The organism is Luteibacter rhizovicinus (assembly GCF_004342265.1).
Lineage (GTDB): Bacteria > Pseudomonadota > Gammaproteobacteria > Xanthomonadales > Rhodanobacteraceae > Luteibacter > Luteibacter rhizovicinus_B.
The window spans coordinates 596,524-617,228 of the sequence record NZ_SMCS01000002.1; the positions used below are offsets into that span (position 1 = coordinate 596,524).

17 protein-coding genes are annotated in these 20,705 nt (G+C 63.0%); 5 read left to right on the top strand and 12 right to left on the bottom strand.

Annotated features, from left to right (window positions below):
* Positions 1-11 precede the first annotated feature (11 nt).
* The 12 genes from EC912_RS06775 to EC912_RS06830 all read right to left on the bottom strand — a co-directional run bounded on the left by EC912_RS06775 (position 12) and on the right by EC912_RS06830 (position 14,951).
* A complete protein-coding gene (locus EC912_RS06775) occupies positions 12-1,424 on the bottom strand; it encodes an efflux transporter outer membrane subunit (RefSeq protein WP_132142374.1) in 1,413 nt (470 codons plus the stop codon).
* Positions 1,411-2,589: an efflux RND transporter periplasmic adaptor subunit gene (locus tag EC912_RS06780; RefSeq protein WP_132142375.1), complete on the bottom strand. Its 1,179-nt coding sequence runs from the start codon at positions 2,587-2,589 to the stop codon at positions 1,411-1,413. Before EC912_RS06780 ends, EC912_RS06775 begins: the two co-directional genes overlap by 14 nt.
* Positions 2,579-5,788, bottom strand: a complete 3,210-nt coding sequence (locus tag EC912_RS06785) for an efflux RND transporter permease subunit (protein WP_132142376.1) — start codon at positions 5,786-5,788, stop codon at positions 2,579-2,581. The genes EC912_RS06780 and EC912_RS06785 overlap by 11 nt, the downstream gene beginning before the upstream one ends.
* A gap of 132 nt (positions 5,789-5,920) precedes the next feature.
* Positions 5,921-7,291, bottom strand: coding sequence for a sensor histidine kinase (locus EC912_RS06790; protein WP_243649178.1), 1,371 nt, complete (start codon positions 7,289-7,291; stop codon positions 5,921-5,923).
* A complete protein-coding gene (locus EC912_RS06795) occupies positions 7,275-7,955 on the bottom strand; it encodes a response regulator transcription factor (protein ID WP_132142378.1) in 681 nt (226 codons plus the stop codon). Before EC912_RS06795 ends, EC912_RS06790 begins: the two co-directional genes overlap by 17 nt.
* A gap of 81 nt (positions 7,956-8,036) precedes the next feature.
* Positions 8,037-8,897 carry an RNA polymerase sigma factor RpoH gene (gene rpoH, locus EC912_RS06800; protein WP_132142379.1) on the bottom strand — a complete coding sequence of 287 codons (861 nt, stop codon included), beginning with the start codon at positions 8,895-8,897 and terminating at the stop codon, positions 8,037-8,039.
* A gap of 213 nt (positions 8,898-9,110) precedes the next feature.
* Entirely contained in the window at positions 9,111-9,524 is a 414-nt protein-coding gene (locus tag EC912_RS06805; protein ID WP_132142380.1) for a hypothetical protein, read from the bottom strand.
* 229 nt (positions 9,525-9,753) lie between these two features.
* Positions 9,754-10,449, bottom strand: coding sequence for a uracil-DNA glycosylase (gene ung, locus EC912_RS06810; RefSeq protein ID WP_132142381.1), 696 nt, complete (start codon positions 10,447-10,449; stop codon positions 9,754-9,756).
* Entirely contained in the window at positions 10,446-11,288 is an 843-nt protein-coding gene (locus tag EC912_RS06815; protein ID WP_132142382.1) for a response regulator, read from the bottom strand. Before EC912_RS06815 ends, ung begins: the two co-directional genes overlap by 4 nt.
* A 14-nt stretch (positions 11,289-11,302) precedes the next feature.
* Complete coding sequence (gene ftsX / locus EC912_RS06820; RefSeq protein ID WP_132142383.1) at positions 11,303-12,280, bottom strand: permease-like cell division protein FtsX; 978 nt, start codon at positions 12,278-12,280, stop codon at positions 11,303-11,305.
* Positions 12,277-12,954, bottom strand: a complete 678-nt coding sequence (ftsE, locus tag EC912_RS06825) for a cell division ATP-binding protein FtsE (protein WP_132142384.1) — start codon at positions 12,952-12,954, stop codon at positions 12,277-12,279. The genes ftsX and ftsE overlap by 4 nt, the downstream gene beginning before the upstream one ends.
* Positions 12,955-13,211: 257 nt before the next feature.
* Positions 13,212-14,951, bottom strand: coding sequence for a DEAD/DEAH box helicase (locus EC912_RS06830; RefSeq protein WP_132142385.1), 1,740 nt, complete (start codon positions 14,949-14,951; stop codon positions 13,212-13,214).
* Between the two features lie 442 nt (positions 14,952-15,393).
* Here EC912_RS06830 and trxA point away from each other — a divergent pair, with 442 nt between their 5' ends.
* The 5 genes from trxA to EC912_RS06855 all read left to right on the top strand — a co-directional run bounded on the left by trxA (position 15,394) and on the right by EC912_RS06855 (position 20,692).
* The gene (gene trxA, locus EC912_RS06835) at positions 15,394-15,720 is read left to right on the top strand and encodes a thioredoxin TrxA (RefSeq protein WP_132142386.1); all 327 of its coding nucleotides are present in this window, start codon (positions 15,394-15,396) and stop codon (positions 15,718-15,720) included.
* 139 nt (positions 15,721-15,859) lie between these two features.
* Positions 15,860-17,695, top strand: coding sequence for a transcription termination factor Rho (gene rho / locus EC912_RS06840; protein ID WP_132142387.1), 1,836 nt, complete (start codon positions 15,860-15,862; stop codon positions 17,693-17,695).
* 159 nt (positions 17,696-17,854) lie between these two features.
* Complete coding sequence (locus EC912_RS19845; RefSeq protein WP_428993089.1) at positions 17,855-18,772, top strand: RHS repeat-associated core domain-containing protein; 918 nt, start codon at positions 17,855-17,857, stop codon at positions 18,770-18,772.
* Between the two features lie 20 nt (positions 18,773-18,792).
* Positions 18,793-19,137 carry a hypothetical protein gene (locus tag EC912_RS06850; protein ID WP_132142389.1) on the top strand — a complete coding sequence of 115 codons (345 nt, stop codon included), beginning with the start codon at positions 18,793-18,795 and terminating at the stop codon, positions 19,135-19,137.
* A gap of 187 nt (positions 19,138-19,324) precedes the next feature.
* On the top strand, positions 19,325-20,692 hold the full coding sequence (locus EC912_RS06855; RefSeq protein ID WP_132142390.1) for a glutamate--cysteine ligase: 1,368 nt from the start codon (positions 19,325-19,327) through the stop codon (positions 20,690-20,692).
* The last annotated feature ends 13 nt before the right edge of the window (positions 20,693-20,705 follow it).

Consider the following 20,705-nt stretch of genomic DNA (forward strand, 5'->3'; position numbering starts at 1 on the left):
GCGGCCTTTTTTTATGCACCTGTCGTCGACCAGCCTCCGCCTAGTGCACGAATCAGCTGCACGCTCGCACGCAACTGGCGTGTCTGCAGATCGAGCACGCTGCGTTGCGCATCGAGTGCGGCCGTCTGCGCCTGCACGACATCGAGATAGCCCACCGCACCCGCGCGATAACGATCCATCGACAGATCGACGGAACGCTGGGCGGCATCCGCCGCTGCCTTCTGATCGTTCAGTGCGGAACCGAGATCCTTCAGCAGCGTGAGATTGTCCTCGACCTGCTGGAACGCCGTGAGTACGACGCCGCGATACTTCGCACCCGCTTCGTCGGTCGCGGCTTTCGCCGCTTCGACGCCGGCTTTGCGACGACCGCCATCGAATACATTCAGCAACAGGTTCGGTCCGATGGCCCAGAAGCGATTCGGCGCGCTGAGCAATCCACCGTAAACATCGCTCTGATAGCCGCCCTGCGCACTGAGCGTCACTTGCGGAAAATACGCGGCTCGCGCGACGCCGATACGCGCATTGGCCGCGGCCGTACGACGTTCGGCTGCCGCGATATCGGGACGACGCTGCAACAGAAGCGATGGCACTTCGAGCGGAATCGTCGGCACGGGGACGATATCCGTCTGTGCGGCGACGTGGAATGACGACGGCGAATCGCCGACCAGTACAGCGATGGCGTGTTCGACCAGCGCCCGCTGTGCCTGCGCCTGCTGAAGCTGCGAGCGTGCCGACGACAACTGCGTCTGCGCGCGTGCAACGTCGAGTCCCGAGGCGATACCGCCCTGGTGACGCGTCTGCGTGAGCTGCAACGCACGCTCGAAAGCGTCGATGCTTTCCTGCAACAGCTTTACCTGCCGATCCAGTCCATTGAGCGCGAGATAGCTGTCGGCAAGCTGCGCCTGAAGGCTTAGCCGCGCCGATGCAAGATCGGCTGCCGATGCCGCCTCTTCCGCGGTACCGGCTGCGACGGAGTCACGCACACGGCCCCACAGATCGACTTCGTAATCGACTTCACCACCCAGCGTGTATGAGTCGTATACCGCAGGCGATGTCGAACCGCGCAGCGGCTTGGTATCCGACTGCCGATCGCGCTGGCCATTGCCGTTGAGACCGACCTGCGGGAACAGTCCGGAACGCACCTGCGACGTGAACGCCTGGGCCTGGCGGTAATGCGCCAACGCGGCGGCGAGGTCGGCATTGTTTTTCGACAATCGCGTCTGCAGATCGTCCAGTCGCGAATCGCCGTACAGCTTCCACCAGCCGTCGCGTGCGAGATGATCGGCGGGCTTCGCGTCCGTCCAAGGTGTCGTCGCACCCGCGTATTCGGTGGCTTCCGGCGTCACGGGCGCCTGATAGGTCGGGGCGAGCGAGCAGGCCGAAAGGCTCGCTGCCAGCAACACGACGAGTTCAAGCCTGCGCATGGGTCGCCTTCGCCTTTTCCGGAGCTGCAATGCGTACGGTGTCGCCATCCGCGAGACCGTCGGGCGGGCTTTCGATGACGCGGTCACCGGCGGCGATGCCGGAACCCAGCTCTACGCTCTTACCGTAGTCGCGCGTGATGGTCACGGTCTTGAACGCCACTTTGTTCTGTCCGTCGACGACAGCGATGCGCAGACCCTTGTCGTCGAACACGAGCGCACTGGCTGGCACACGCAACGCACCGGCATCCGTCGGCAGGTCGAACGTCACGCTGGCATAGCTACCGGGAAGTAGCTGGCCATCGGTATTGTCGACCGCCAGCTGGACCAGGGTCGTACCCGTCGTCGCGCTGATGGCGTTGGCCGATGCTTCCACCGTACCCGTGAAGGTCTTGCCCGGATACTCGGGAACCGTCAGCGTGGCTTTGGCGCCCGGACGAATGGAAGGTGCATAGTTCTGCGGCACGTTCACGTACATGCGCAGCATATGCGTATCGGATACCACGAACAGCTCCTGACCGCCGCCGCCTGCGTTGATGAGCGCGCCGACATCGGTTTCGCGCGCGGTCACCACACCGTCGAACGGCGCGACGATCCGGGTGAAGCTCTTGAGCGCGACGATGCGATCGACGTTCGCCTGACCGGAACGCGCCAGTGCCTGCTTCGCGGTGTAGTCGCCGGTTTTCTCGTCGACTTCCTGCTTCGATACGGAATCGGAATCGCGCATCGCTTCCCAGCGTTTCGCGGTGGTACCGGCCAGTGCGGCATTTGCCTGGGCACTGGCGAGGTCCGCGCGAGCCTGCAGCAATTGCTGGTCGAGGTCCGGGGTTTCGATTTCGGCAAGCAGCTGACCGGATTTCACCTTCGCGCCGATATCGGCCTTCCAGTACTTCAGGTAACCGCTGACGCGCGCGTAGATCGGCGCACGTGCATAGGCGTCCAGACGGCCGGGCAGTTGCAGGCTGTGATTGGCGTCGCCGGTTTCCGGCGCGACGATAGCGACGGTCGGGGTCGACTGCTCGTCCGTCCACTTGCGCAGCTTGTGCGCGTCGTTCGCGCGCGTGGCCACACCGGCTACGACGATGGCAAGCACGACGATGGCTGCGATGATGCCTGCGAGCCGCAAGCGACGACGCGGTGAGGGGGACTGGAAAGAATCAGACGACATGGACGGGCTCTCCGGAAGCGGGCACCGGTGCGGGCGAGGCACGGCCGTGCTTCGCGTGGATGATGCTGAAAACGACGGGGACGAACATAAGGGTTGCAATGGTGGCGAACACCAGGCCGCCGATCACGGCGCGGCCGAGCGGTGCGTTCTGTTCGCCACCTTCGCCAAGGCCAAGCGCCATGGGTGCCATGCCGATAATCATCGCCAGTGCGGTCATCAGCACGGGGCGGAAGCGAACGAAACCGGCTTCGATCGCGGCCTTCGTCGCATCGCCGTGTTCGGCAAGGCGTTCGCGACAGAAACTCACCACGAGGATCGAGTTCGCCGTGGCCACGCCCATGCACATGATCGCGCCGGTGAGTGCGGGGACGGACAGCGTCGTGTGCGTCGCGAACAGCATCCAGACGATGCCTGAAACGGCAGCCGGCAACGCGGTCACGATCACGAACGGATCGCTCCACGACTGGAAGTTCACGACGATCAGCAGGTAAATGAGCACGATGGCGCCGAGCAAGCCGAGGATCAGGCCGGAGAAGGCGCTGTTCATCGTCTGCACCTGACCGAGCAGCGCAACGTTCGACGCCTTCGGCAGGTACTGCTTGTTGGCGTCGATGACTTTCTGGATATCCGCCGCCACGCCGCCGAGATCGCGATCCTGGGTCGTGGCGAATATCTCGACCATCGACTGGATGTTGTACTGACTGACTACCGCATTGGATGCATTGCGACTGATGGTCGCCAGACCGCCCAGCACCTGCGACGTACCGCCACCGCTGGAGCTGATGGGCACGTTCTCCAGTGCGGGCAGCGAGTCGAGACTGTACTGCGGCGTCTGCATCACGATGGAATACGAAATGCCATTCGCGGGATTGAGCCAGAACGTCGGGGCGACCTGACTCGAACCGGCGAGGTTCACGCCAAGGCTGCTGGTGACATCGCGCTCGGTGATGCCGACCTGCTGCGCACGGGAGCGATCGACGTCGATGGCGAAGCCGGGGTTGGCCTGCGACTGCTGAATGCGTGCGTCGACCACACCGGGGATGCGGCGGATATCGCGTAGCAGACGATTCGCGTAAGCAAAGTTGCCCGGCAGGTTGGCGCCACGAATCTGCAGATCGATCGGCGCGGGCGCGCCGAAGTTCAGGATCTGGCTGATGATATCGGCGGGCGGGAACGAGAACGTCGTACCGGGGAATTTGCGCGGCAATTTTTCGCGCAGCGTACGCACGTAGCCGGCGGTCGGCGCGTGACCTTCCTTCAGCGATATCTGGATATCGCCATCCTGCGATCCGATGGTGCCGGTGTTGTTGTATGCCGTGTTGATACCGCTGGCGGACAGGCCGATGTTGTCCACGACCGTACCGAGCTGCTCTTCCGGAATGATCTTGCGCACGGAGTCCTGCACTTCCGCGAACAGCCGTGCGCTTTCCTCCACACGCGTACCGACCGGTGCGCGCACGTGCATCAGGATCTGACCCGAGTCGACCGACGGGAAGAAGTTCCGGCCGAGCATCGGTACCAGTGCGAACGACAGCACGACGAAGGTCATGAACCCGATGATGAAGACGCGGCGATGTGCCAGCGCCATCTGCAGCAGGTCGTTGTAAACATCGCGAACGCGCTCGAAGCCACGCTCGAACGAGCGCTGGAACTGGACCAGCGGATTGCGCGACGGCGGCTTGCCGACGCCGTTGCCGTGTTCGTCCGTATGCGGAGCATGCGGGTGCAGGAGATACTTCGCCATCGTCGGCACCAGTGTGCGTGACAGGATGAACGAGGCGATCATCGCGAACATCACGGCTTCGGCCATGGGCACGAACAGGAAGCGCGCGACGCCATCCAGGAAGAACATCGGCACGAAGACGATACAGATACACAGCAGCGACACGAACGCAGGCGTCACGATCTGAGCCGCGCCGTCGAGAATCGCCGTTTCGACGTCCTTGCCGTGCTCCAGATGCCAGTTGATGTTCTCGATGGTCACCGTCGCATCGTCGACGAGGATGCCGACCGCCAGTGCGAGACCGCCCAGCGTCATGATGTTCAACGTTTCGCCGAATGCGGAGAGCGCGGCGATGGAGCCGAGGATCGCCAGCGGAATCGACGTCGCGATGATCACCGTCGAACGCCAGCTTCCAAGGAACAACAGGATCATCAGACTGGTCAGCGCCGCGGCAATGATGCCTTCGCGTGCCACGCCGGTGATCGCCGCGCTGACGAAGAGCGACTGGTCGCCGATGGGCGCGATCGTCAGCGAGTCGGGCAGCGAGCTCTTCAGCGCCGCGACCCTTTCCTTGATGCCCGAGATGATCGCGAGCGTCGACGCGGAACCGTTCTTCAGCACGGTCATCAGTACCGAGCGGTTGCCGTCGACGTGCACGATATTGGTCTGCGGCGGCGCACCGTCGCGAACGTGCGCGACATCGCGGATATAGACCATCGCTCCGCGCACGCTCTTCACCGGAAGATTGCCGAGTTCCTGGATATCCGACGGCGCGTTGTTGAGCTGCAGCGTGTATTCGAACTTGCCGATCTTCTGCGTGCCTACCGGTGTGATCAGGTTCTGCGCCGCCAGCGCATTGGCGACGTCCTGCGCGGAAAGACCGCGGGCCTGCAGCGCCGGCGGGTCGATGTCGATCTGCACCTGACGCGTCTTGCCGCCGAACGGATAGGGAATCGCGGCACCCGCTACCGACGTCAGCGCCGGGCGGATGACGTTAAGGCCAAGATCGCCGAGGTTCTGTTCCGTCAGCCCCTTGCCGGACAACGCCAACTGGATGATCGGCACCGTCGAAGCGTTGTAATTGAGGATCAGCGGCGGCGTGGTACCGGGTGGCAGCTGACGCAACAGCGTCTGCGCCACGGCGGTGACCTGTGCGTTGGCGGTGCGGATATCGACGGTCGGCTGGAAGAAGATCTTCACGACGCCGAAGCCGGAGATCGACTGGGCCTCGATGTGTTCGACGTCGTTCACCGTCGTGGTCAGCACGCGCTCGAACGGCGAGGACACACGTCCGGCCATCTGGTCGGGAGGCAGGCCGGTGTACTGCCAGACCACCGCGATGACGGGAATCTTGATGTCGGGAAAGATATCCGTCGGCGTGCGGATAGCGGCCAGCGGACCCACGATGAGGATCAACAGAGCGAGAACGACGAATGTATACGGTCGCGTGAGAGCGATCCGGACAATGCCAAGCATGGGGACGGGTTCCGTGCGCGATGTTGCGACGCGCAAAAGTGTGCACCCCACGGCCCGTTCAGCGTAGTGAAGAATAATTCATGCTGGATTTAAATGCGCTCATCCCTGCGCGGAAGTGCCCTGTGCAGGCGGTCAGGCTGCCTTGGGATTGCAGATCACGCTGAATTGCGCCCCGTGGGCGTCGCCGCCGATTTCCAACGAGTATCCGTGCAGCTTCACGATGGCGTTGACGATGCTGAGCCCCAACCCGGAGCCCGGTTGTGCCCGCGTGTTGTCGCCGCGATAGAAGCGACGTACGACCGCCTCGCGTTCGTCCGTGGGAATGCCCGGACCGCTGTCGACGATATCGATGCGTGCGTTGCCTTCCACGTCGACACCCGCGGTCAACCGAACCGCACCGCCGTTGGGAGTGAACTTGATCGCGTTGCCGACGAGGTTCGCCAACGCTTCGAACAAGAGCTGCGGGTCGCCGCGCAATGCCGGCAGTTCGCCGACCGTCAGCTCGAACCGCTGCCCGCGGTCCTCGGCCAGCGGCACATAGAATTCGTATACGTCGCGAATCACCTGCGCGAGATCGATGTCGGCGAAGCAGGCGCTGCGCTGGCGATCTTCCAGTTCCGACACGCGCATCAGCGCGCGGAAGCGGGTGAGCACGGTATCGATGTCGTCCACGCATGCATCCAGCAACGCTGCTTCGGGACGCTGACCGATCTGTTGCTGCGTGCGATACAGCCGCGTGCGCAAACGCGTGAGTGGCGTACGTAAATCGTGGGCGATGTTGTCGCAGACACCCTTCACTTCGCCCAGAAGACGTTCGATTTCGCCGAGCATCGTATTGACGATGCCGGCCAGAAGATCGAGTTCGTCGCCACGCCGGCTCACCGGCAGGCGACGCGTCAGATCGCCTTCGCGAATAGGAGCCGTCGCGTCCTGAATTTCGCGAATGCGTCGCGCGGGTCCGCGCGCGATCAGGATGCCGCCGAGCAGACCGGGCAGCAGCGTGAGCGAAAGCCCCCACAGGAGCCCGCGCTTGATGATCGTGCCGACACCGTCGATCGTATTGCTTTCCTTCGCCACGACCAGCCGCTGACCGTTCGCCAGGTGCACGGTCACGCCGCGCGCACGCGCCGGACGGTTCGCATCCGGATCGGCCAGACTCGCCTTCAGCGGATACACCACGCCGTCCTGCACCAGCTCGTCGGGAAGCCGGGTGATATTGCCCGCCACCGGCTTGCCGTCCGCATCGAACAACCCGACCCACATGATGCCTTTCGGGTCGATAACGCTGGCCGCTTCCACCGTCCCCTGCAGGCGACGCGGATCGGAGACTTCGAGATAGTGGATGCGCTGGAGAAGCATCTGATCGATGACGCCAACGAGATAGCGCGACGCCTCCCACTGCACGACGCCAAGCAGGATCACGCACCAGATGGCGAACAACGCGCCGTAAATAAGGATCAGGCGCGATGAGGCCGACCGCCAGACGTCAATCAGCGGGCGCAAGGAGATACCCCGAACCGCGTACGGTGCGAATGAGTGGCGACTGACCGGGACCGTCGATCTTGCGACGCAGCCGGCCGATATGGACGTCGATTACATTGGTTCCCGGATCGAAATGAAATCCCCACACCTGCTCGAAGATCATCGTCCGCGTCAGCACCTGGCCGGCGTTGCGCATCAGGAATTCCAGCAGACGGAATTCGGTGGGCAGCAGCGTCAGCGGCTGGCCGTTGCGATTGGCAACATGGCGGACGAGATCGAGTTCCAGTTCGCCGACGCGCAGCCGGTTCGATTCGACATTGGGCTGACGACGGCGCAACAGCACTTCCGCGCGTGCGGCCATTTCGTCCGGAGCGAATGGTTTGGTGAGGTAGTCGTCGCCGCCGGCGCGCAGGCCGCGCACACGGTCGTCGACATCGCTCAGCGCACTGATCATCAGTACGGGCGTATCGATGTGGCGCTCGCGCAATGCCGCGACGATGTCGATGCCGTCCATGCCGGGCAGCAGGCGATCGAGCGTGATGATGTCGTAGCCGTCGTTCAGAGCACGGGTCAGACCCTCGCGCCCATCGGCCACCCAATCGGCCGTCATGCCGTGGGAAGCCAGCTCCGTGACGATTTCACGCGCCGTGACTTCGTCGTCCTCGATGACCAGCACCCGTGCCATCCAAACTCCGCGACCTGAGGGAAAGGGAAAAGGAAACGGCCCCACGAGGGGGCCGTTCGTTATCTTACGCCTTGCCGAAGGTCAGGCCGCAATGGCCACGCGCATCTTCTTCATGGCATTGGCTTCGATCTGGCGGATACGCTCGGCCGAAACGCCGTATTCGTCCGCGAGATCCTGCAGCGTGGCCTTGTTGTCTTCGGCCAGCCAGCGACGCTGAATGATGTCGCGCGAGCGATCATCCAGGTTGCTGAGCGCCGAGGACAGCGCGCCCATCTGGTTTTCGCTGGCGTCGGCATCCGCCACGTTGTCGTACGGATCGGCGCCTTCATCGACCAGGAACGCCGCCGGAGCCGGCTTGTCGTCGTCATCGGCGTCGGCCGGAGCCTCGAAACCGATATCGCGACCGGACAGACGCGATTCCATCTCGCGAACGGTGGCCTCGGGAACGCCGAGATCCTTCGCGACGACGCGCACTTCCTCGGCATTCATCCAGCCCAGGCGCTTCTTGCTCTTGCGCAGGTTGAAGAACAGCTTGCGCTGCGCCTTGGTGGTGGCGACCTTGACGATGCGCCAGTTGCGCAGGATGAACTCGTGCATTTCGGCGCGAATCCAGTGCACCGCGAAACTGACCAGGCGAACGCCCTGATCCGGGTCGAAGCGCTTCACGGCCTTCATCAGGCCGATGTTGCCTTCCTGGATAAGGTCGGACAGCTGCAGGCCGTAACCGTTGTAACCGCGAGCCACGTGAACGACGAAGCGCAGGTGAGACATCACCAGCTGCTTGGCGGCATCGAGGTCGGTCGCGTCGCGGAAACTACGCGCCAGCGCCTGCTCCTCGTCCAGGCTGAGCACCGGAATACGATGAACGGCCGAGATGTAGGAATCCAGGCTGCCAACGACGCTCGGGACACCGAAATTACGGGTGACGAGGGCTTGGGACATCTTGGAACCTCCTGAAAATTCTTTTGGCAGGTTAGCACTGACCCTATGAGAGTGCTAAGTCCGATAAAGGTTCATCGGTTAACTGTACGCAATGGTACAGAAATACCCCGGGCGTGTCCATATAGGGGCCACGGCTGTTCAGGAGGTAGCAGGTTGTGGGGGCTACTTAACGGATGAGTTTGGGGCTAAGTCGTGGATTTCAAAGGGGGAGGATCACTTAGCCTCGGGCCCTTTCATGGAATAGGTCACGTTCGAAACCCCTGTGACATAGAGCACGCCATGGCCGACCTTGCCGCTGAAGACCCCCACGAAATCGGCCTCAATGGTCTTACCGACGGAGCCCTGATACCCCACACCGTCGACAACCCGGTCGACCGGCGCCCAATTCACGTCCTTTCCCGCCGAGTCCACGGCAAGAGCTTTCCCGCAGGAGGGGTCGACGATGGCCGCACCGTGAATCCCGTCGGTCACGTACTGAGCATGCAGGCGGACGCTGCGACCTTCGAACAGCTCGGGGTGAGCTCTAATGTCGCAGACGGATGTTTGTTTACTTCCGGACGACGGTCGTGAGCATGCGGCAACCAGGGTGCATAGCAGGATGCAGGGAACGAGAACGGCGAGCCTCATGGACAGGAGCCTCCATTGGCGCACCACAAGATCGCACTCATCATCAAAGGGATAGATTTATCGACTCCATCCAGACCATGGCGACCTTTACGTAACTTCCTCGGCGTGTAGAGCGAAGCTCCCCCATACGCAGGCCGACAACAAGCCCCAAAATCTATACGTCGCGCTCCCCTATCCATGTGCAAGATGTTTATACCTAGGGACCGCGGGATGGTGCAACCTGAGCGCGCTACGACAAAGGGAGAGGCGGCAGCGACCAGTCGATCGGCTCTTGCCCGTGCGACATCAGGTAGTCGTTGGCCTTGCTGAAATGCCCCGAGCCCAGGAATCCCCGGTGCGCCGAGAGGGGCGAGGGGTGGACGGACTTCAGGACCAGATGGCGCCTTGTATCGATCAGCTGACCCTTCTTCTGTGCGTACGAGCCCCACAGCATGAAGACCAGACCTTCGCGTTCGCGGTTCAGCGCTTCGATGGCCGCGTCCGTGAAACCTTCCCAGCCCTTGCCCTGATGGGCGTTGGCGTTGGCCTGCTCCACCGTCAGTACGGCATTGAGCAGCAGCACGCCGCGGTCGGCCCAGGCGGTGAGGCAGCCGTGGCCTGGGCGCTGGATGCCGAGGTCGCGGTGGATTTCCTTGAAGATGTTGTCGAGCGACGGCGGTACGCGCACGCCGGGCTGGACCGAGAAGCAGAGCCCGTGGGCCTGGCCCGGGCCGTGGTAAGGATCTTGCCCGAGGATGACGACGCGGACGTTGTCGAATGGCGTGTGGTCGAAAGCGGCGAAAATATCCGGGCCGGGCGGGAAGATGACCTTGCCCTGCCTTTTCTCCTCGCGGAGAAAATCGCTGAGCGACCGCATGTCCGGACGGTCGAGATAGGTACCGATGCGCTCCTTCCACGACGGCTCGAGCTTTACCCGTTCGTTCATTCCGCGGCGGCCCTCTCTCGCAGGTGCAGTGCGACGCGAAGCTGGAAGAGCAACTTGGTGATCAGCAGCTTCTCTTCGATGGGTTTCTCGACGAGATCGTTGGCGCCGGCGCGCAGCAGCGCGGCCTGGTTCGCCGGATTCTCGTCGCCCGTCATGACCAGCACGGGCAACTTGCCCTTGCCGTAACCGAACTCGTTGCGGATGCTTTCGACGAGGTCGCCGCCGGTAAGCTCACCCTTGAGGCTGACGTCGGTCAGGACGATGTCCGCGCCGATCTCGCCCTGCTTGCGTGACGTTTCAAGCCGCGCGATGGCGTCCTCGGCACTGATGACGTGATGCACGGTCAGCCCGTATTTCTCCATCATGCGGCGCGTGGCCAGCGCGACGACACGGCTGTCTTCCACGTAGAGGACTTCGCCCTCGGCGCCACCTTCCGGCCGGATATAGCCAAGGATGAATTCGGCCAGCGCGCCGAAGCCGAGGGATTTGTCGAAGTAATCGGTGACGAATTCGCCGAGTTCGCGCCGATGCAGGCGCGCCTCGACGTCGCCGGACACGACGACGATCGGCATGTATATCTGCGGCGCGCTTTCGCGAACGAAACGCGCCAGCTCCAGTCCATCCATATCCGGGAGGCGCAGCGCGATCGTGACGAAGTCCATGACGCCATGCTGCAACTCGGCCTGGGCCTCGGCACCCGTGCCGCAGCCGATGACTTCGACGCCGGGCATTTCCGCGGTGACGACGCGCGTGATCAGCTGGCGCACGACCTTCGAGCCGTCGACCACAAGAATTCTCGGCGACGCCCCCGCGACGCGCGAGCCTATCTGACGATCCATTCCCCCTCCCCCACTCATGCCGCGGCTGCGCGACGCAGCTGCCGGGCACTGACCAGACGCGCTCCCAGCCAGCCGAGCAGGGCGGAAACCAGCGGAACCGCCAGCAATAGCCACGCCGGCAGACCACCGAACGACACGCTGCCATCGTATGCCGCGGCGAGGCGCCCGACTGGGCCGGCCATCGCAAGTTCGGCCAGCACGGCCAACCCCACGGCGAGGACCCCGGCGAAGAGCCCGAGCCAGATGCCGGCATACAGATAAGGTCGGCGCACGAACGACCGGCCGCCGCCTATCAGCAGCAGTACGCCGATTTCGGCGGCGCGACTCTGGATATCGACGCGAATGGTATTGCCCACGACCAGCAGTGCCGCGACCGACAAGAGGATCGCCAGCAGCAGCACCGCCCGGGTGCCGACGCCGATAAGGGCATCCAGACGCTGACGCCAGGTGCCACTGTCCTGCACGACGTCCACGCCGGGCATGCCCCGCATGGCCTGCACCAGAGTGTCGACGGCATCGGCCGGCAGGCCGGGTTTCGGCTGGACCTGCAACACAAAGGGAAGCGGATTGGTGTCGAGCGACTGCAACGCGCCGGTGAAGCCCTGCATCTGGGCCAGCTCGTCCAGACCATCCTTCGGCGTTTTAATCTGCACGTCGGCGACTTCCGCCCGCTCCCGCAATGCGGCGGCGGCCGTTTCCGTGCCACCCGCGTTCTGGCCGGACTTGAGGAAAACGCTGATCGACTGATTGCGGCCGAGGGCATCGCTCATACGCTGGACGTTGCCCAACAGCAGATAGAAAGCGAGCGGCAACGCCAACGCGAAGCCCATGACGGCGACGGTCAGCGCGGTACCGAGAGGGCGCGCCCGCAGCCGCTTGAAGCTCGTTACAAAACTCCAGGCGTGATGCTCGCGCCACGCCGAGAAATGCTGCGGACCGCTGCGCTTGCTGGGGCCTGCGTCGGGACGACGCTCTTCGCGCGGCGTGTTCATACGACCTCCGTGGCGGGCACGTCGGCTACAAGGCGGCCGTGGTCGAGGACGACGACGCGCTTTTTCATTCGTTTGATAAGCATGAGGTCATGGCTTGCCACGAGGACAGCGGTGCCTACCTGCTGGAATTCGGCGAAGAGGCCCATGATTTCCATGGCGAGCTGGGGATCGAGGTTGCCGGTGGGCTCGTCGGCGATCAGTACGGAAGGCTTAGCCACGATGGCGCGGGCGATACCCACGCGCTGCTGCTCACCCGTGGACAGCGCGGAAGGCAACTGCTTCTCGTAGCTAAGCAAACCGACCTTTTCCAGCGCCGCACGTACGCGTCGACCGCGATCGGCGGGCGCGACGCCCGCGATGACCAGCGGCAATTCGACATTGGCGAAAACGGTACGGTCCAGCAGAAGCCGGTGATCCTGGAACACCATGCCCAGCTTGCGCCGCAGTTTCGGAATATCGCGGGCCCGGACGGTCGCCAGATTCTGGCCGTCGAGGGTGACGATGCCGTTGGTTGGCCGCTCGATCAGGGCCAACAGTTTGAGCAGAGTGCTCTTGCCTGCGCCGGAATGGCCGGTGACGAACGCCATTTCACCGGCGTCGACGCGAAAAGACACATCGGAAAGGGCCTGGTGATTGCCCTCGTATCGCTTGCTCACCAGATCGAAACCGATCACCGAATCATCCGCCCGTTGCACGAAGTGCAGAGCATAAGAGATGTGCCGGTGAATAAGGCGATTAGGGGTACCGGAACGCTGAACGAATCCCCCGTAGGAGCGCGCTTGAGCGCGATCCCCGAGTGCGGGGTGCGGACGACCGGGGCAGATACTGCCGAGGTCGCCCGCGTATTTCGTCCGGTTCAGCTCATCGCTTCGCAGGAATCGCGCTCGAGAGCGCTCCTACGGCAAAGCGATGGCCAGGCGACGACAGCGGCTTACTTGCCGCCGAACAGCCGGCCCAGGCGCTTGAAGAACCCGACCTTTTCGGTGGGCACGGCCGACTGCGACGGGCGGGCCGGAACGGCTGCCACGTGGCGCGACGGACGCTTCTGCTCGTTGCCCTGCGATGCTTCGCGGCGCGGGCGCTCGCCCTGCGGGCGGGCTTCGCCACTACGCGGCACGGCGCTGCTCTCGCCGGCGACGCCTTCGCGCCCACCGCGACCCTTGCCACCACGACGGCGACGACGCTTGCGCGCGGCACCATCGGCGGCGATGGCTTCCGCCGCCGCGGGCAGGTCGGCCACGGTTTCGGCGACGACAACCGTGGTTACCGGCACTTCCGTCGACACGGACTCGGTTTTCTCGACACGCGGCGGACGCGGACCACGCGGACGATCGCCCGAACGGCTACCGCTGCTGCCACCACGACCGGCACCGCCGGCACCGCTGCCGTTGCGGGGACGCTTCTCGGGCGGCGCGCCACGGGTCGGGATATGGCCGTCGTTGTCGTTCGGATCTTCGACCTCGTCCTGCATGCCGTCGGCACGCGGACGCGGCGCCGGCATGATGAGCATGTCGGGCTCGACACGCGCCGTCGGGATCTTCTGGTTGATATAGGTTTCGATGTCCGGCAGCCCCATCGCGTACAGGTCGCAGGCGAAGCTGATGGCGTCGCCTTCGGCACCCAGACGCGCCGTACGGCCGATGCGGTGCACGTAGTCTTCGGCGTCCTGCGGCAGGTCGTAGTTGAAGACGTGGCTGACGGCCGGGATGTGCAGACCGCGGGCCGCCACGTCGGTGGCGACCAGCATGTCGATCTGGCCTTCCTGGAAGCGCTGGAGCAGCTTCTGACGCTTGATCTGCGGCACGTCGCCCGAGATGGCGCCGACACGGTAGTTATTCCGCTTCAGGCGATCGGTGATGCGCTCGGCGGCGGCCTTGGTGTTCACGAAGATGATGCTGCGCTCGGCGCCGGTGCGCTCGAGCAGATTGAGCAGCAGCGGCATCTTCTCTTCCTTGGACGGGAAGTAGACGACCTGGCGAACGCGGTCGGCCGTGATGTTGTCCGTCTCGACGACCAGCTTCTCGGCGTTGTGCATGTGCTCGTAGGCCAGTTCCAGCACGCGATGGCTGAGCGTGGCCGAGAACAGCAGGACCTGGCGGGCTTCGCGCGCCGGCAGGCGGCGGAAGATGAAGCGCACGTCCTTGATGAAGCCCAGATCGAACATGCGATCGGCTTCGTCGATGACCATGACTTCGACGCTGCCGAAGCTGAAAACGTCCTGCTTGTAATAATCGAGCAGGCGACCCGGCGTGGCGATGATGATGTCGCAGCCGTCGCGCAGTTGCTGGCGCTGCTTGTCGTAGTCGACGCCACCGTAGATCAGCGCGGTACGCAGGCCGGTGTGGGCGCCGATGGCCTTGGCGTCCTTTTCGATCTGGATAGCCAGCTCGCGCGTCGGCGCGATGATCAGGGCGCGGGGATCGCTGTCCTTGCGGTCGGCGTGGGCCGGCGAGGTCAGCAGGCGGTTCATCAGGGCGACCAGGAACGCGCAGGTCTTGCCCGTGCCGGTCTGCGCCTGGCCGGCGACGTCGCGGCCGGTAAGGGCGACGGGCAGCGTCAGTGCCTGGATCGGCGTGCAGCGCGTGAAGCCTGCGTCGGCGAGACCCTGCTGAAGGAGGGGATGGAGGTCGAGGTTTTCGTAGAAGACGTCGGTGAGAACGGTTTGCGACATGAGTATGGGATGACCGGATCGGGCGGCCGCGAAGGCGGGCGCCGGTCCCTTGAGGCCAGGATTGGCCAGGGACGGTGGGGTGATCCGACGTGCGGTCGGGAGGTGGCGGCAATGCGGGCTCTGCCCCGCCTGCCGGCGACACGCTCCTGGCCATAGGCCGGAGGCGGCTGGCGCGCGACCCGACAGCTCCCGCTGGCATAGGTGAAAAGGCTGGCCAGATGCGGGGTTAACCCACGAGCCACTTCACCTATGTCAACGGAAACCATCCGTCCGCGCCCTTGAATCGCTTGAATCGCGCCCCGAGTTGCGTTGGAATGAAGACCAAGGCCGCAATGGCTTGTGTCCTCGTCCCCGGTTCAAACCGCGCAACAAGGTTCCATAAGTGTAGCCGAACCCGGCCGCGCGGTCGTCAACCCCCACTTAACACTTCCTGGAGAACCCGGTGAACGACCTGATCACCCATGTGAGCGACGAGGCCTTCCAGCGCCACGTGCTCGAATCCGACACACCCGTCCTGCTCGATTTCTGGGCCGAATGGTGCGGTCCCTGCAAGTCCATCGCTCCGATCCTGGACGAACTGGCGACGCAGTACGAAGGCAAGCTGAAGGTCGTGAAGATCAATATCGACCAGAACCAGAAGACACCCCGCGAATACGGCGTCCGTGGTATCCCGACCCTGATGGTCTTCAAGAACGGCAAAGTCGAGGCGACGCAGATCGGCGCCGTCGGCAAGGGTCAGCTGACCCAGATGATCGATAAGGCGATCTGATCGCCCTTCAGAGTGTGAGGCGCTTTACGGCGCGCCTCACACGGTGCTAGGCTCTTTCGGGTTCGCCAGGACTGTTCTGTCCTCCTATTGGGCGAGCCCCCTCCCTTTTTCTTCCAACGGCGCCCCGTGAGGTTTGCCCGTGTCCGATATCGAAACCAAAAATCCCAACGACGCCAAGAGCGCCGGCGACCAGCCTGCAGCCGAACCGCGCCCCCGCGCGACTCGCAGCAGGGCGAAAGCCGCTGTGGACGCTCCGGCGCGTGCCGCTCCTGCGGAAGCCAAGGCAGTTGCTGCCCCGGCACCCGCTCCAGCGGCTCCAGCACCGGCTCCGCCTCCCGCTCCGGCCCCTTCGCCTGCTCCGGCACCACAGGCCGAACTCCAGCTCGGCGGCGGTTCGCAGGACGGCAACGTCCAGGCGGCACGTCCATCCGAACCCCGCGAGGGCAACGGCAACGGCGGCCAGCAACCGCAGGGGCAGCAGCCCCAGCAGGGTCAGAACAACGGCCAGCAGCAGAACAACAACGAGCGCCGCGACCAGCAGCAACAACGCGAAGGTCGTGACGGCCGCGGTCGTCGCCGTCGCAACGAACGCAACAACCAGAACCAGCAGCGCCCGCCCGGCGGTGGTGGCGGCGGTGGTGGCAATCCGCGCAACAACAACGGCTATCCCGTCGACGACGACGAGAACGCCGATGCGGGCAGCAGCGATCGCCTGATCAACCTCACCGAACTCAAGCGCATGAACGCGGTCCAGCTCCTGGACTTCGCCGAGTCACTGGGCGTTCGCGAAGGTGTCGCCCGCCAGCGCAAGCAGGACGTCGTCTTCAACATCCTCAAGGCGCACGCACGCTCCGGCGGCGGCATCTGGGCGGAAGGCGTTCTGGAAATCCTGCAGGACGGCTTCGGCTTCCTGCGCTCGGCCGACGAGTCCTACCTGGCCGGTCCGGACGACATTTACGTGTCGCCCAGCCAGATTCGTCGCTTCAACCTGCGCACCGGCGACTACATCACCGGACGCGTACGTCACCCGAAGGAAGGCGAGCGTTACTTCGCCATGCTGAAGGTCGACGACATCAACGGCGATCCGCCGGAAGCGTCGAAGAACAAGCTGCTGTTCGAGAACCTCACTCCGCTGTTCCCACGCAAGGCTTTCAAGCTCGAGCGCGGCAACGGTTCGACCGAGGACATCACGGGCCGCATCCTGGATCTCGTCGCACCGATCGGTCGCGGCCAGCGTGGCCTCATCGTCTCGCAGCCGAAGTCCGGTAAGACGATGATGCTGCAGAACATCGCGCAGGCTATCCAGTACAACCATCCGGACGTCCATCTGATCATGCTTCTGATCGATGAACGCCCCGAGGAAGTCACTGAAATCGCCCGTACCGTCCGCGCCGAAGTCATCAGCTCGACGTTCGACGAGCCGGCCGTGCGCCACGTGCAGGTCGCCGAAATGGTGATCGAGCGCGCCAAGCGCCTGGTCGAGCACAAGCGCGACGTCGTGATCCTTCTCGACTCCATCACCCGCCTCGCACGCGCCTACAACACCGTGGTTCCGAGCTCCGGCAAGGTCCTCACCGGTGGTGTCGACGCCAATGCGCTGCAGCGTCCGAAGCGTTTCTTCGGTGCCGCACGCAACGTCGAGGAAGGCGGCAGCCTGACGATCATCGCCACGGCGCTGACCGACACCGGCTCCAAGATGGACGAGGTGATCTACGAGGAGTTCAAGGGCACGGGCAACATGGAAGTGCACCTGTCCCGCCGTATCTCCGAGAAGCGCGTCTACCCGGCCATCGACATCAACCGCTCGGGTACCCGTCGCGAAGACCTGCTCATCGACCCCGACCTTCTCGCGAAGATCTGGATCCTGCGCAAGCTCCTCCACCCGATGGACGAACTCGCGGCGATGGAGTTCATGCTCGACAAAATGAAGACCACGAAGTCCAACGACGAGTTCTTCAATTCGATGAAGCGCTGATCCAGCGCCTCGTTCGGAACGGAAAGGCCGCCCTCGGGCGGCCTTTCTTTTGTAATAAGTCGCCCGGCTGATGCATAACCTTGCTAAGGTTACGCATCATTGACTTTGGGGGAAGTCATGCACGACTCAGCGTTGGCATTAGGCGCATCTTCATACCGGATGTCGCCTTCCAGGCGATACATTTCATATCTCGCATTCTTTATTGCGAATCTTCTTTGCTCCGCCATACGGGCGGAAACCGTGCGCTACTACTTCTCGGATCCACAGGGCAACATTCTAGTTGAGACGGACGGACAGGGTGTCATAACAGCGGTCCAGGACTATCGTCCGTACGGCCAAATTGCGTTGGGCCCAGCACATGACGGACCTGGATATACGGGACACGTAACTGACTCAGACACGGCTCTCGTGTATATGCAGGCCCGCTACTACGATCCAAGCATAGGGCGCTTTCTCAGCGTCGACCCACTGGGGCCCGACAGTGCCAATCTTCCCAGCTTCAACCGATATATGTATGTAGCGGGTAATCCTATTGCCAACATCGACCCCGACGGCCGAGACATACTTGTTATTGCGGGTGGTCACCGCGCAGGTAGCTTGAGCCCTTTCGGACACGTGGCATCCTCCATACAGGGATATGGAGTTGCGAGTTTCGGCAACGGCACTCCTCTCGGAACATCAACAACGCAGTACCTGACAACGGAAAGCACCTTGCGTAGTCAGGTAGTGACTATTCTCCCCACGAGCACGACTCAGGACCAGCAGGCATCTAGCTTCGTTTCGACAAAACTCATTACGAGTGACGCCGGACTGATCGACAATTGCGCAGTCAAGACAAATCTTATACTGAATGCGGCAGGTGTTTCGACCCAAGACATTCCATTCCCAGGCGGTCTCTCCAGGGACGTGTCGTCCACACCCGGAGTCAAGACTTACTTAATTCCTAAAAATGGTCCAATCCCACAGGAATTGCAGAACTTCCTTAAAACATTCGATAAACCATCGTCTGAGCCCAACAAGGATCCTGCGCCCCAACCTCCCCCGCCGCCGGACAAAAGCCCCGATCAACTCATTTAGAGTCAGCAATGATGAGAATAATGAAGCACATTCTTGGCGCAATACGCTCATTGATGATACTTCTGGCGCTGACAGCTGCCGCCGCGGTTGGGGCTTGTGCCTGGATATCGCGTCAGGGCAACGCTGCATACACTGAAATTCATACCGGGGACGAGAAGCGCCAAGTTACCGAGCGATTCAATATGCCCTTCTCGGTGCAGCGCAGCGGTGAGGGACACCTCGCTTTTACTAACGATTTGTGCAGCAAGCCATGCGCTCAGCGCCTCTGGTTCGACAACCGCTTCTCCCTCGATACTCAAGCGTGGTCGTTCGATCTCGACGAACAAGGCCGTGTCGTAGGAAAGAACGCATGGGCATCCCCCTGACGTAGACGGTCTGGCACCTGACACCGCCTCTCACCTCTTAGCCATACCGGCTGCGCGCCCCCAGTACAGCAATGGTTTCCATCGCCACCGGCAGGCGATACGCTGCGCTCCGTTACGCCTTTTGAATCGGCGCTGGCGCCCCCAATTAGGGCGCTCCCGAAGGTCCGCCATCGTCAAGGAAGTACCCGTGTCCATCCCCAGCGCCGCAAAGAGCACGCCGATCGGCGATCGCAATGAACTGGTCGACTATCTGGCGCAGGGCGAAAAGCCGCTGGACGCGTGGCGGATCGGCACGGAACACGAGAAGTTCGGCTTCCATACCGACGACCTCAGGCCACCTGCATTCGAGGGCGAACGCGGCATTCGCGCCATTCTCGAAGGCGTGGCCTCGCGCTACGACTGGGAGATCGCCCGCGAAGGCGAGACCCCGGTCGCACTGACGCGCGGCAAGGCGAACATCACCCTGGAGCCCGCCGGTCAGCTGGAGCTTTCGGGTGCGCCGCTGGAGACGATCCACGATACCTGCGAAGAAGTGATGGGGCACCTCCACGAGGTACGCTCGGTCGCCGACGAGCTCGGCATCGGCTTCCTTGGCATGGGCTTCCAGCCGAAGTGGCGTCGCGACGAAATGCCGTGGATGCCCAAAGGCCGCTACAAGATCATGCGCGAGTACATGCCCAAGGTCGGATCGCTCGGCCTGGACATGATGACGCGCACCTGCACGGTGCAGGTCAATCTCGACTTCGCCACCGAAGCCGACATGGTGAAAAAATTCCGCGTCGGACTTGCGCTGCAGCCGATCGCGACAGCACTGTTCGCCGACTCCCCTTTCACCGAAGGCAAACCGAACGGTTATCTGTCCTATCGCTCGCACGTATGGAGCGACACCGACAACGATCGCACCGGCATGCTCGATTTCGTCTTCGAAGATGGATTCGGTTACGAGCGCTATGTCGATTACATCCTCGATGTGCCGATGTACTTCAGCTACCGCGATGGCAAGTACGTCGACCTGTCCGGTCAGGACTTCAAACGCTTCATGAAGGGCGAGCTACCCGCATTGCCCGGCGTGAAGGCGACCATGAAGGACTGGGCCGATCACCTGACCACCGCGTTCCCGGAAGTCCGTCTGAAGCAGTACCTGGAAATGCGCGGTGCCGACGGCGGTCCGTGGAATCGCCTTTGTGCGCTGCCGGCATTCTGGGTTGGACTGCTATACGACGATCAGGCGCTGGACGCCGCGTGGGACCTGGTGAAGGATTTCTCGCGCGACGAACGTCACGCATTGCGCGATGGCGTGCCGAAGCATGCGCTGAAGCTGCCGTTCCGTGGACACAGCGTGCGCGAACTTTCGCTGGACGCCCTGAAGATTGCATCGGGCGGCCTGAAGCGTCGCGCGAGATTGAATAAGAATGGTGCCGACGAATCCATTTATCTCGAGCCGCTTTTCGAATTCGCTTATGCGAACCAGACACCCGCCGAGCGCAAGCTCGAACTCTTCCATAGCTCGTGGGGCGGCAGCGTCGATCCCGTGTTCCGCGAATTCGCGTACTGACAGGCAGGGCCAG

What these genes read in the sequence shown, in the direction of transcription:
- EC912_RS06775 (WP_132142374.1), bottom strand. Translation starts at nt 1,424, where the DNA reads ATGCGCAGGCTTGAACTCGTCGTGTTGCTGGCAGCGAGCCTTTCGGCC.
- EC912_RS06780 (WP_132142375.1), bottom strand. Translation starts at nt 2,589, where the DNA reads ATGTCGTCTGATTCTTTCCAGTCCCCCTCACCGCGTCGTCGCTTGCGG.
- EC912_RS06785 (WP_132142376.1), bottom strand. Translation starts at nt 5,788, where the DNA reads ATGCTTGGCATTGTCCGGATCGCTCTCACGCGACCGTATACATTCGTC.
- EC912_RS06795 (WP_132142378.1), bottom strand. Translation starts at nt 7,955, where the DNA reads ATGGCACGGGTGCTGGTCATCGAGGACGACGAAGTCACGGCGCGTGAA.
- rpoH (WP_132142379.1), bottom strand. Translation starts at nt 8,897, where the DNA reads ATGTCCCAAGCCCTCGTCACCCGTAATTTCGGTGTCCCGAGCGTCGTT.
- EC912_RS06805 (WP_132142380.1), bottom strand. Translation starts at nt 9,524, where the DNA reads ATGAGGCTCGCCGTTCTCGTTCCCTGCATCCTGCTATGCACCCTGGTT.
- ung (WP_132142381.1), bottom strand. Translation starts at nt 10,449, where the DNA reads ATGAACGAACGGGTAAAGCTCGAGCCGTCGTGGAAGGAGCGCATCGGT.
- EC912_RS06815 (WP_132142382.1), bottom strand. Translation starts at nt 11,288, where the DNA reads ATGGATCGTCAGATAGGCTCGCGCGTCGCGGGGGCGTCGCCGAGAATT.
- ftsX (WP_132142383.1), bottom strand. Translation starts at nt 12,280, where the DNA reads ATGAACACGCCGCGCGAAGAGCGTCGTCCCGACGCAGGCCCCAGCAAG.
- EC912_RS06830 (WP_132142385.1), bottom strand. Translation starts at nt 14,951, where the DNA reads ATGTCGCAAACCGTTCTCACCGACGTCTTCTACGAAAACCTCGACCTC.
- EC912_RS19845 (WP_428993089.1), top strand. Translation starts at nt 17,855, where the DNA reads ATGTCGCCTTCCAGGCGATACATTTCATATCTCGCATTCTTTATTGCG.
- EC912_RS06850 (WP_132142389.1), top strand. Translation starts at nt 18,793, where the DNA reads ATGAAGCACATTCTTGGCGCAATACGCTCATTGATGATACTTCTGGCG.